Raw genomic sequence first — 12,213 nt, 5'->3', positions numbered from 1 at the left:
CGCCGCGTCGGCTTCTTCTTCGACTCGAAACTCAACGACGCAAACGAACGCTGTTTCATGGGGGAGGCGCTTCCTGGAGACTGGTCGCTATGATGCCTGAGGCGAGGAATAAATCAGAGCATCCCTAAAAGATAATCAACATTCTCGACTGAAAAAGCGGGAAGATGAAATTATTTGAAATCAATTATCGCCATCAACTTTGATTATCCACCAGTGCGAAATTCACCGCGGGCGACCATGACCGTGAGCAGCAAGAACGGCTGTACAAACTGCCTTAGTGACAATGTCCAAGACCGAACCTGATACCACCTTGGCGTGTTTATGTACGTAACTTGGGTCAAATGGACTTCCAAGTCGTACTCCGTCGGAGGCTCGATAATCTTCGTGGCTAAAATCTAGGAACTGGGCAGGAACCCCGCTTTGATGGTCACAGTGAACCTGTCCATCATCGAAAACCACGATAGCGTATCGCCCATACTCGCCGCGAATTCCGAACTTCACGCTATACGTCGCGACGTAGTCTGTTGCTTTGTAGGTGTAGTACGAATCACTTTGATAATCGTGAAAAAAGAGAATCCAGCGAGCGCTGCTCCAACGTACCGGCGAAAAAGACTCGACATTCAGCTGAGATGGGAGCGTAGAACTTTTGCTCGCCAAGACTTGTGCCAACACTGAGTTGACCATAATAAACCCGAGCAATATACCTGTGATTGGTGGTATCAGCCTCATAGGCTTCCCCTGTCCCCAAAAAAGGCAGCATCACTGCTGCCTTTTTCTCCAGCGCTATTAACCAGCAATGTTTAACCGCACTTCGAATACCCACAATTCAAACATGTCTGACACCCATCCATCAGCACCAGCGCCTGCGTATTGCACTTCACGCACAGCGTGGCACCGGGCGGGAAGCCCGAATCGTTGATCTCGCCCTTGGCGCCGGCAGCCGCGCCTACATCAGAGTTTTTTTTTGCCCCGGCCGCCTCGTAGGCAGCGCGCTTGTCAGCAATCAGCTGGCGCGTGGCCGCATCCATCTCCGGATCATGGATCAGCCCGATGTTCTTCATGTGCTGCTCGATCACCGCGCCGATCTCGGCGACGATCGACGGCATGTACACGCCACCGGACTTGAAATAGCCGCCGCGCGGGTCGAACACGGCCTTCAGCTCTTCCACGATGAAGGTGACGTCGCCGCCCTTGCGGAACACGGCGGAGAGGATGCGGGTGAGCGCCACGATCCACTGGAAGTGGTCCATGTTCTTCGAGTTGATGAAGATCTCGAACGGGCGGCGCTGCTCGTGCGGAGTGCCTGCGTTGAGCACGATGTCGTTGATGGTGACGTACAGCGCGTGCTCGAACAGCGGTGACTTGACCTTGAAGGTGGAGCCGATCAGCGTTTCGGGACGCTCCACGCTTTCGTGCATCTGGATCACTTCGGCCATCGGCGGCTCTTTCGGCGCGCTGGCTGTGACCGTGGGGGCGGCAACCTTGTCTTCGGGTTTGACCACGTTGTAGCCGGTGATCTTCTTTTCGATCTTGATTGCCATGGATTCGCTTCTTCTTGTTGATGGACGCGCGGCGGCTGGAGCGGCCGGCATCTTGGTGCGCGTCACGCGCCAGCTGGCGCGGAGAAAAACATCCGGCCCGGCGCGAGGCCGGGCCGGATGCGGTGTGGCTTACTTCTTTTTACCGGCGGCTTTCTTGGCAGCAGGTTTCTTGGCCGACTTGACGCTCGCCTTCTTGCTGGCAGTGGACCTCTTGGCCGTCTTGGCGACGGCTTTCTTGCTTGCACCTTTCTTGGTGCTGGCGGACTTCTTCGTTGCCGCCTTCTTGGGTGCGGCCTTCTTACTGGCCGACTTCTTGCTGCTGACCTTCTTTGCGACCTTGGCGACCTTCTTCTTGGCTACCTTGGCGACTTTCTTGGCCACCTTCTTCACCGCTTTCTTCGCGGCTGAGGCTTTCTTGGCAACCTTCTTGACAGCCTTCTTCACGGCTTTCTTGGCAGCAGCCTTTTTCGCCGGAGCTTTCTTGGCGGCCGCCTTCTTGGCGGTTTTCTTTGCAGCCGCCTTCTTCGGCGCAGCTTTCTTGGCGGCGGCTTTCTTCGGTGCAGCCTTCTTGGCAGCGGCCTTCTTCGGCGCCGCCTTCTTTGCTGCAGCTTTTTTCGGCGCTGCCTTCTTCCTGGCTGCCGGCTTTTTCTTGGCCGGTGCAGGCGCGGCAGCCACCGGCGCCACGTCCGGCAGAACCGGCAGGGCGACGGCAGGTGCTTCGGTGACAACCGGTGTGATGCTGCTCACTTCAATTTCGTTATCGATGGACATGCTGGTGTTCCCCTCCGATGAATGTCAGAACTTGCCGAGACCCTGCGGGAATGTACGCGTTTCTGGAATGTGTCGTGACCTTTCGGAATGTACGCGCTCCTAGAACTTGCCGTAATACCCTTCCTTCAAGGCATCGAAGAGATTGGCGGCGGAGTGCATTTCGCCGTCGTACTCCACCTGCTCGTTGCCTTTCAGTTCGACAACACTACCGTCCTCAAGCTCGAAGCGGTAGAGGGTATTTTCAAGGTCGGCTTCTTTCACCAGTACACCCTGGAACGCGGCGGGGTTGAAGCGGAACGTGGTGCATCCCTTCAGGCCCTGCTTGTAGGCGTAGAAATAGATGTCCTTGAAGTCTTCGTAGGGGTAATCGGTGGGCACGTTTGCGGTCTTGGAGATCGACGAATCGATCCACTTCTGCGAGGCGGCTTGGATGTCGACGTGCTCTTTCGGGCTGATGTCGTCGGCGGAGACGAAGTAATCCGGCAGCTTGCTGGCGGCCTCGTCAGTGAACACCTTGGCGTCAGCATTGATCAGTGCGCGGTAAGCGAGCAGCTCATAGCTGAGCACCTCGACCTTTTCCTTGGACTTCTTGCCTTCGCGGATCACGTTGCGCGAGTAGCTGTGCGCGAAGCTCGGCTCGATGCCGTTGCTGGCGTTGTTGGCGAGCGACAGCGAGATCGTGCCGGTGGGCGCGATCGAGCTGTGGTGGGTGAAGCGCGCGCCGGTTTCGGCGAGCTGCTCGACCAGGTTCGGCGCCACGCTGGCGATGCGCTGCATGTAACGGCTGTACTTGGCGTGCAGCACGCGGCCGGGGATGGAGTCGCCGACCTTGTAGCCGTCGCTGACCATTTCCGGGCGCTTGCGCAGCATGTCGCCGGTGACGGTGAAGTCGCGCAGCAGGATCGGTGCGGCGCCCTTCTCCTTGGCCAGATCCAGCGCCATTTCCCAGCCGGCGACGGCCATCTCGCGCGAGACTTCCTCGGTGAACGCGACGGCCTCTTCGCTGCCGTAGCGGTGCTTGAGCATGGTCACGGTGGAGCCGAGGCCGAGGAAGCCCATGCCGTGACGGCGCTTGGACATGATCTCGTTGCGCTGCTGCTCCAGCGGCAGGCCGTTGATCTCGACCACGTTGTCGAGCATGCGGGTGAACACCTTCACCACCTCGCGGTACTCGTCCCAGTCGAAACGTGCCTTGGGACCGAACGGATCGCGCACGAAGGTGGTGAGGTTGATCGAGCCGAGCAGACAGGAACCGTACGGCGGAAGCGGTTGTTCACCACAGTTGTGTGCGTGCAGGCCGTTGCCGTCGAAGGTGTTGATGCCGGGTACCTGCACGTCGTAGACGTCCTCGACGCCATCGGCCTGCAGCGACGCCACGGTGGCGACGAAACGCTCGCGGTTGAGGCTGCGCTGGTAGCCGGACAGGGCGCCCTTGAGGCGGGTCGCCTTGTCGGTATCGGCAAAGCCGATCAGTTCGGCGAAACGCGGCAGCGACTCGCCAGTGATGACCAGCTCGTGCTGAGCCTGGGTGGCATACGCTCGCGTGCCACCGTGACCGTCCGGCAGCAGGCTTTCGCCAGCGGCGCGGCGATCGCGATAGATGCGCGACGGCATGCCCAGACGCAGCAGCATGCGTTGCACCGCTTCCAGCCGCGACAGGTCCGATTGTGCCAGGCGCACGGACACACCCTTGGCCTGGCTGCCCTGCACCGAGCCGTCGGCATCGAAGAAGCCACGCAGGAAGCCGCGGTAGGCGTCGCTCGATGCCTGTTCCAGCGCCGGGGTGATGGCCTTGTCGCCGATGCCCATGCCGAACTCGAAGGCGAGATCGCGCAGTGCGGCGGATTTCATGCGGAATTCGCCACGACCGCTCACTTCCGACCAGCCGGCGAAGTCGGCACGATGCGGCAGGGTCTGCGCACAGCGCAAGGCTTCGGCCATCAAGGCACGCGCGCCGCCATTCACGGAACCGTTCACGACGGCGGCCTGCGGCCACACGGACAACACCGCAGCCTCGTGTTTGAGCGTGCCGTCACCGACCAGCATGCCGAGCAGATAACCCTGCTCCGCGGTCAGCGCGCCGGACCACTGCGCGTTGGCACGGTGGTCGTTGAGCAGCACGCGGTCACCCGGTTGCAATGCACCGGCGGCGCACCATTCGGTATCCACGCTCCAGCGCGTCATGCGCGAGACGCGGCGCACGCGGTGGTCTTCGGTCAGGCGCAGGCGATGGCCTTCTTCGGTCTGCAAGGCCAGCACTGGCTTGGTCGCGGTGCGGAAGAAACCCTCGGCGCCGGTGACGTGATCCTTGCCATCTACCCGCGCCATGAAGCCGTGGCCGAGCAGGTCGTTGACCTGGCGCGGACCTTCGGATGTCTGCACCCAGGTGTCGGCAGTGACGCACGGATTGGTCGCGCGGATGTGCTCGCACCACCAGTTGTTGTTCATCTCGTTGACCTTGTCGATCAGGATGAAGCCGGGCTCGGCGTAGTCGTACGTCGAGACCATGATCATGTCCCACAGGTGCCGCGCGCGGATGTGGCTGTAGATCTTGCAGGCGACCAGGCCGTCTTCGCGGTCGACGTAGTTCTCGTGGGTCGGCCATTCGCGCCAGACCACCTTGGTCGGATCGTCGACGTCGATCTCGTTCTTTTCCTTGACGTGCACCGGGAACACCAGCGGCCAGTCCTGGTCGTGCTCGACCGCGTCCATGAAGCCGTCGGTGATCAGCAGCGACAGGTTGAACTGGCGCAGGCGGCCGTCCTCGCGCTTGGCGCGGATGAATTCCTTCGCGTCCGGGTGGCTGATGTCGAACGTACCCATCTGCGCGCCGCGGCGACCGCCAGCGGACGACACGGTGAAGCACATCTTGTCGTAGATATCCATGAACGACAGCGGGCCGCTGGTATACGCGCCGGCGCCCGACACGTATGCGCCGCGCGGACGCAGCGTGGAGAATTCGTAGCCGATGCCGCAGCCAGCCTTCAGGGTGAGGCCGGCCTCGTGCACCTTCTCCAGGATGTCGTCCATCGAATCGCGGATGGTGCCGGAGACGGTGCAGTTGATCGTGGAGGTGGCCGGCTTGTGCGCCAGCGCGCCGGCGTTCGAGGTGATGCGGCCGGCGGGAATCGCACCGCGGCGCAGCGCCCACAGGAAACGCTCGTACCAGTGGCCGCGCAACTCGTCGCTGGCTTCCACATCGGACAAGGCACGCGCCACGCGCTGGTAGGTCTCGTCGATGCTGCCATCGACCGGCTCGCCGGACTTCGCCTTCAGGCGGTATTTCTTGTCCCAGATGTCATAGGACGCAGGTTGCAGCGGAATTTCCACGGCGGCATCACGACTCATGACTGGATTCTGGCTCGAACCTGGGGCTGGGTTTGTGGCTGGCGCACGCACTGTGCTCATCGGCTTGCTGACCTCCCGGTGCGGCCTCGCGGCCCCCGTCTTATATTTATTGGATACGACGGCGCTGTTAACGCCGCATGTGTGACTGCCGACAAGCCACGGAGGATTGCCCTCCGGCCCATGCGCCACCTGCTTCCGACGATAACGACTCCCCCTCAAGAGTGCGCCAGTCAGCACCAGCACTTGTCCCAGCGCCAGCACCCAAACACAAGATATTGTGGTTGTGATCGGGTAGGAAAGTTAACCCTGACGCCGCCGGATGTAAAGTACTTACAGCAGGCGGATCGATCAAAAGGCGCTGCGACGCCCGGCACGGGCCGGATGGAACCGTCGCGCCAGGATCGGGTCGAACCAGCGCCGCTTTCATCGTCTATCTGAGGAGGATTCCATGTCGTCGCGCCCTTCCCGTCTTTTGTGCTGGCTGACCGGCCTGCTGGCCACCACCATCATCGGCATCATGCCGGGCACGGCCGCTGCCGCCACCCTGCCCGCGGCCATCGATGGCCAGTCGATGCCGTCGCTGGCGCCGATGCTCGAGCACGTGACGCCGGCGGTGGTGAACATCTCGACCAAGACACGGGTGGCCGTAAACAACCCTTATTTCAACGACCCGGTGTTCCGCCAGTTCTTCGGCCTGCCCGACACCCCGCAGGAACGCACCGAACAGAGCCTGGGCTCGGGCGTGATCGTGGACGCGGCCAAGGGTTACGTGCTGACCAACAATCATGTGGTCGGCGGCGCGGATGACATCACGGTGACCTTGCAGGACGGGCGCACGTTCAAGGCCAAGCTGATCGGCACCGATCCGGACACCGATGTGGCGGTGGTGCAGATTCCCGCGCAGAACCTGCAGGCGCTGCCGCTGGCCGATTCGTCCAAGCTGCGCGTGGGTGATTACGTGGTGGCGGTGGGCAATCCGTTCGGACTCGGTCAGACGGTGACCGCCGGCATCGTTTCCGCGCTGGGCCGCTCCGGCCTTGGCGGATCGAGTTCGGGAGGCACCGGCTACCAGAACTTCATCCAGACCGACGCCTCGATCAACCCCGGCAACTCCGGCGGTGCGCTGGTGAACCTGCGTGGCGAACTGGTCGGCATCAACACGATGATCTTCTCGCCCTCGGGCGGCAACGTCGGCATCGGCTTCGCGATACCCAGCGAGCTCACCAGCGAAGTGATGGGACAGCTGCTGGCGCACGGCAAGGTGCAGCGCGGCAGCCTGGGCGTGCAGACGCAGGTGATCACGCCGCGCATCGCCCAGCTGCTGAAGCTGAAGGACAGCAACGGCGTGGTGGTCACCGGCGTCAGCGCCGGCTCGGCCGCCGAGGATGCCGGACTGCAGCCGGGTGACGTGTTGACCACGCTCAACGGCAAGCCGCTGCACAACGAGCAGGAACTGCGCAATGCCGAAGGCCTGCTGCCACTGGGCAGCACCGTGCAACTGGGCGTGCTGCGCGACGGCCAAACCCGGCTGGTCAGCGCCAACCTGCGGCAGATCAAGCTGGACAGCATCGAGGGCAGCCAGCTGGATGCGCGCCTGAGCGGCGTGCGCTTCAGCGACCTCAGCGACGAGCAGCGTGCGCAAGGCTTGTTCGGCGTGATGATCGGCACAGTGCAGCCGGGCAGCCGCGCCGCGCGCGCGGGTCTGAGTGCTGGCGACCTGCTGATCGGCATCGGCAACCAGCGCCTCACCGGCCTGCGCATGCTGCGCGGCCTGGCCAATGTGCACCTGCGCCAGCTGGTGCTGGTGGTCGCCGATGACGATGGCAGCCATTACGTGGTGATCGACTGAGTGAGGTCGCCAAAAGGCTGGAACGGTCGTTAAAACTCCGTCACTGGTCGTCCGCCAGACGTGTTCCGTTGCACAACCTGGCGTCACATGGGTACGCAAACGCATGAAAGTGCTTGATGTTTTGTATTCAGGTCGATGAAATACCCTGTCTACTTCACCTTGTGACCGCCTGCATGGCGGCATACTCGATCATCACCTTCACTCAAATCACGCCGGGGTTCCCCACCACCATGTCTGTCCGTCTTGCCCGCCTGCTGTCCATCGCCCTGATCGGAACCTGTTTCGTCACTGCGCCTGCGTTCGCCAAAACACATGCACGCACGCCTGCCAAATCCACGGCACCGGCGAAAACCACCCTGATCTGGCGCGGCGACGTCGCCACCGCCACCGGCGTCGTCAACGAGGTGGCGCTCGCCTGGCAGAAGACCGGGCACGGCAGCATCGAACTGCAGCCGTTCAACACGGCCTCGGGCATCGATGCGGTGGCCGTCGGTGCCGCGGATCTGGCCGGCAGTGCGCGTGCCAGTGACGGCAGCGCGCAGAACACCAACCTCACGTTCACCCCGGTGGCCTGGGATGCGCTGGTCATCATCACCCACTCGTCCAACCCGGTCAGCAACCTCACGCTGAAGCAGGTGCACGACATCTATTACGGCAAGATCCACAACTGGAGCGAAGTCGGCGGCAACAACGCGCCGATCGACGTCTATGCCGTGGCCAGTCCCGGCGACGGTGTGGAATACAGCCTGCGCGACCTGCTGTTCGGTCGCGGCAACCAGCCGGTCGCCGCACCGCGTCTGTACGTCAACACGCACAAGCTCGAGGAAGGCGTGGAGCTCAATCCGAACGGCTTCGGCGTCGCCACGATGGCCGACATCTACGGCAATCCCAAGCTCAAGGCCGTCGCGATCAATGGCAAGACCGCCAGCAGCGCCAACCTGGCGAACGGCAGCTATGTGCTGTTCACTCCGATCTACCTGGTGACCAATCCGCGCAGCCCGAAGGCAGCGGAAGTGCAGGCCTTCATCGACTTCCTGCAAACCGAACCCGCCAAGGCGGCGATGCGCAAGCACGACGTACTGCCGTACCAGGATGGCCTCGCGCTGGTCTCGATGCAGGATGCGCGCCGTGACGAGATCTTTGCCGAACTGGGTGTGCGCCCAAGCCGTCTTGAAACGACACCGAACGCCGGCGTGCGTGCCGACAATTCGATCGCCGCGGTGAACGCCCTGGCCGCCGCGCAGCAGCGCACCTCCACCATGAGCAAGCAGTCGACGGCTGCCCCGGTCAGCGCACCGAGCGCCGCCAGCGAGGCGCCGAGCCAGCCCAGCATCGACATGGCCCCGACCAGCACCACTTACACGGTGACCAAGGGCGATACCTTGTCCTCGATCGCGAAAAAGAATTCCGTCAGCGTGGCCCAGCTGCGCGACTGGAACCACCTCAAGAACGATCAGATCAAGCTCGGCCAGACCCTGCAAGTCAGCGACCGCTGAGTTCGCGACAGCGTGCGGATACTCGCGCTGACGCTGGATCTGGACGATACCCTGTGGCCGGTGCAGCCGGCCCTGGTACGTGCCGATCTCGCGGTTGACGCATGGTTGCAGCAGCACTACCCGGACGTCGCACGCGCATGGCCGATCACGGCCATGCGCGAATTGCGCAACCAGGTCGCCAGCGAGCGACTCGACCTCGCGCACGACTTCACCACCCAGCGCCAGCTCACCTTGCAACACGCCTTCGCCGCCTGCGGCATCTCCCCTGCACCGGTCGATGCGCTGTGGGAAATCTATTTCGCCGCGCGCAACAGCGTCGAGCTGTATCCCGACAGCCTCCCGGCACTGCGACGGATCACCGCCCGCTGGCCGCTGGCGAGCCTGACCAACGGCAATGCCGATTTGCAACGCATCGGCATCCACGCACACTTCACCCATCACATCTGCGCCCGCGACAGCGGTGTGGCCAAGCCGGATCCGCGGATCTTCCGGGCAGCTGCCGAACGGCTCGGTGTGGCACCTGCACAGATCCTGCACGTCGGCGATGATCCGGCGATGGACATGGTCGGCGCCCGCGAAGCCGGCCTGCGCACGGCATGGATCAATCGTGCCGGCGCACCCTGGCCACTCGAACTGGGACCTGCACCCGAGCTCGACCTGCGTGACATGAATGCGCTGGCCGACTGGCTCGAGGCACAGCACGCCGCACCATAGGCAGCGCCCCGCAAATCACGCATCATTGGAAATTGATTGTCACGCCGTTGGTACCACGCGTCGTGCCCCGCAAGTCCGAAGGATTCCGCATGTCCGCCCTGATCGAACGCCAGTCCGGCAACCGCCACAGCATCGCCATCGAGACCACCGATACCGCGCATTACGCGGCCAGCCGCCGCCGGATCACTGCAGCACAACGGCGCTGGTTGAGCGACAGCGGCTTCGCGGCCGCGCCGGGCACGTTTGCGTTGCTGACCGATCCGACCGGCAAGCTGGTGCGTGTACTGGCGGGTGTCGATGCACAGGATGCACTCGGCGCATTGGCCGCGCTGCCCACCGCGTTGCCCGAAGCGAATTACCACCTCGCCGCCGAAGGCGTGCTGGCCGATACGAACCAGGCCGCCCTGGGCTGGGCGCTGGGTGCCTATCAGTTCACCCGCTATCGCCAGCCGAAGCGCGCGCCGGCACGACTCGTCGTGTCCGCTGCCGAGCTGCAGCAGCTGGCGCCGCTGGTGGAGGCGACCAACCAGGTGCGCGACCTGGTCAACACGCCAACCGAGGACATGGGACCGCAGCAGCTCGCCCATGCGATCAAGCAACTCGGCAAGACATACAAGGCGAAGGTGCGCGAGTGGGTCGGCGACGAACTGCTCAAGGCCAACTTCCCGACCATCCATGCCGTCGGCCGCGCCAGCCATCGCGCGCCGCGACTGATCGAACTGAACTGGGGCAAGTCCAGCCATCCCAAGCTGGTGGTGGTCGGCAAGGGCGTGTGCTTCGACACCGGCGGTCTCGATCTGAAAACGTCCGACGGCATGCGCTGGATGAAGAAGGACATGGGCGGTGCCGCGCACGCGATCGCACTGGCCAGCCTGATCATGCAGGCGAAGCTGCCGGTCTGCCTGACCCTGCTGATTCCGGCGGTGGAGAATGCCGTAGCCGGCAACGCGATGCGTCCGGGCGAAGTGATCACCACCCGCGCCGGCCACACCGTCGAGATCGACAATACCGACGCCGAGGGCCGGCTGGTGCTGTGCGATGCGCTGGCCTACGGCGTCGAGCAGCAGCCCGAACTGATCGTCGATTTCGCCACCCTCACCGGCGCCGCACGGGTGGCGCTGGGGCCGGATCTGCCGGCGCTGTTCGCCAACGACGAAGCCGCCGCCGCCGCCGTGCTGGCCGCCGGTCACACGGTCAACGATCCGCTGTGGCGGCTGCCGCTGTGGCGGCCGTACCGCCGGATGCTCGACTCGTATCTGGCCGACTTCGCCAACGCCGGCCCGTCACGCCATGCCGGCGCGATCACTGCCGCGCTGTATCTGGAGCGCTTCGTGCCGGACAGCACGCCATGGCTGCATCTGGACACCTACGCGTGGAACGACAGCGATCGTCCGGGTCGGCCGCGTGGTGGCGAGGCGATGGGCTTGCGCGCACTGTTCGTGTTCCTGCAGCAGCGCTATCGCGGCTGAGCGGAGCCGGACAGGGTCGAGCCGAGTCGCTGCAGGCGCTGTCGCAAGGCGCGCAGGCCACGCACGATCCGCGGCAGCATCCAGCACATCAGCAGCACGAACAGGCCGAGCAGGATCAGCAGCACCAGCGGGTGCCGCCACATCAGGTACAACCCGCCCAGCCAGCTGACGTCTTCGCCGACGCTGGCGCCCCAGTTGCTGAAGGGCTCCGGTGAGGTATTGATCAGCGCGCGCGTGCCGGCCTTGGTGAAATGCGTACCGGCGACCAGCGCCCCGCCGAGCAGGGCCGCTGCCAGTTGTACCCCGGCACCGGAATCCCTGAACACGCCCCAGGCCAGCAAGGTGCCGATCGGGATGCGGATGAAGGTATGCACCGCATCCCAGGCGCTGTCGAACGCCGGTACCTTGTCGGCGAGGAATTCGCACAGCATCAGTACGCCGGACACGGCCAGCACCCAGGTATCGGTCAGCGGCAGCAGGCCGTCCGGCAGGTGCACATAGCCGAACCGGCCCAGCATGCCGGCCACGAAAATCGTGGCATACAGCCGGATACCGCTGGCCCAGGCCAGGCCACCGGCAAGCGCGACGTTCGGCAACAGGTCCATGCGGATCCTCGGGAGGGGACGGCTGCAAACCGTGTTTACGCGTGATGCCGCGGCCTGTCCAGCCTTGACGCAAGTCCTTGCCGACGGGGTGCCTTGGCCGGGTGGTCGGCAAGAGAACCTTGCCATGGACTGCTTTTCCGAACATTCATGCGATCACGATGACCGCACCGGCACCTCTGGACACCTGTGTTCGATGTGGCGCCCATCGGGGCCATGACCAAGGCGAAGGCCGGGCGAGATCCGCGGTGATTGAAGCCGGCCCTATCGCCTGGCCGTCCAAAAAAGTGTCATGACGCTGTTTTTTTTTGTGGTCCCGTGTGATCCTGAAGCCGATCTGCATTTTCCTCCGACTGCGTCAACAAACCCGCAGGATCAAGCAGCTAACTTGCCGTTGGGGAATGGCAGATCAACGCGTTTGCA

Annotated in this window: 8 protein-coding genes; 4 read left to right on the top strand and 4 right to left on the bottom strand. The window is 63.4% G+C overall.

The features are described from left to right. Positions 1–800: 800 nt before the first annotated feature. The 3 genes from B0E51_RS17745 to B0E51_RS17735 form a co-directional block, all read right to left on the bottom strand. A complete protein-coding gene (locus tag B0E51_RS17745; RefSeq protein ID WP_077446222.1) occupies positions 801–1,541 on the bottom strand; it encodes an NrdJb in 741 nt (246 codons plus the stop codon). A gap of 129 nt (positions 1,542–1,670) precedes the next feature. Beyond that, positions 1,671–2,216: a hypothetical protein gene (locus B0E51_RS17740; protein ID WP_254424569.1), complete on the bottom strand. Its 546-nt coding sequence runs from the start codon at positions 2,214–2,216 to the stop codon at positions 1,671–1,673. A 195-nt stretch (positions 2,217–2,411) separates the two neighbouring features. Next, complete coding sequence (locus tag B0E51_RS17735; RefSeq protein WP_077446220.1) at positions 2,412–5,660, bottom strand: LAGLIDADG family homing endonuclease; 3,249 nt, start codon at positions 5,658–5,660, stop codon at positions 2,412–2,414. 448 nt (positions 5,661–6,108) lie between these two features. On the opposite strand from B0E51_RS17735, the gene B0E51_RS17730 reads away from it, so the two are divergent. The 4 genes from B0E51_RS17730 (at position 6,109) to B0E51_RS17715 (ending at position 11,188) form a co-directional block, all read left to right on the top strand. Further along, entirely contained in the window at positions 6,109–7,509 is a 1,401-nt protein-coding gene (locus B0E51_RS17730; protein WP_077446219.1) for a Do family serine endopeptidase, read from the top strand. Positions 7,510–7,739: 230 nt separating this feature from the next. After that, complete coding sequence (locus B0E51_RS17725) at positions 7,740–9,005, top strand: substrate-binding domain-containing protein (RefSeq protein WP_077446224.1); 1,266 nt, start codon at positions 7,740–7,742, stop codon at positions 9,003–9,005. A 12-nt stretch (positions 9,006–9,017) separates the two neighbouring features. After that, entirely contained in the window at positions 9,018–9,719 is a 702-nt protein-coding gene (locus B0E51_RS17720) for an HAD family hydrolase (protein WP_077446218.1), read from the top strand. An 89-nt stretch (positions 9,720–9,808) separates the two neighbouring features. After that, positions 9,809–11,188, top strand: a complete 1,380-nt coding sequence (locus B0E51_RS17715; protein WP_077446223.1) for a leucyl aminopeptidase family protein — start codon at positions 9,809–9,811, stop codon at positions 11,186–11,188. Here B0E51_RS17715 and B0E51_RS17710 read toward each other — a convergent pair. Next, on the bottom strand, positions 11,176–11,793 hold the full coding sequence (locus B0E51_RS17710; RefSeq protein WP_077446217.1) for a DUF4126 domain-containing protein: 618 nt from the start codon (positions 11,791–11,793) through the stop codon (positions 11,176–11,178). The genes B0E51_RS17715 and B0E51_RS17710 overlap by 13 nt on opposite strands. Positions 11,794–12,213: the final 420 nt, after the last annotated feature.

Source organism: Rhodanobacter sp. C05 (assembly GCF_002001165.1).
In the GTDB taxonomy this organism is placed as follows: domain Bacteria; phylum Pseudomonadota; class Gammaproteobacteria; order Xanthomonadales; family Rhodanobacteraceae; genus Rhodanobacter.
The sequence above is the reverse complement of the archived record's forward strand: the minus strand, read 5'-3'. Positions and strand labels throughout refer to the sequence as shown.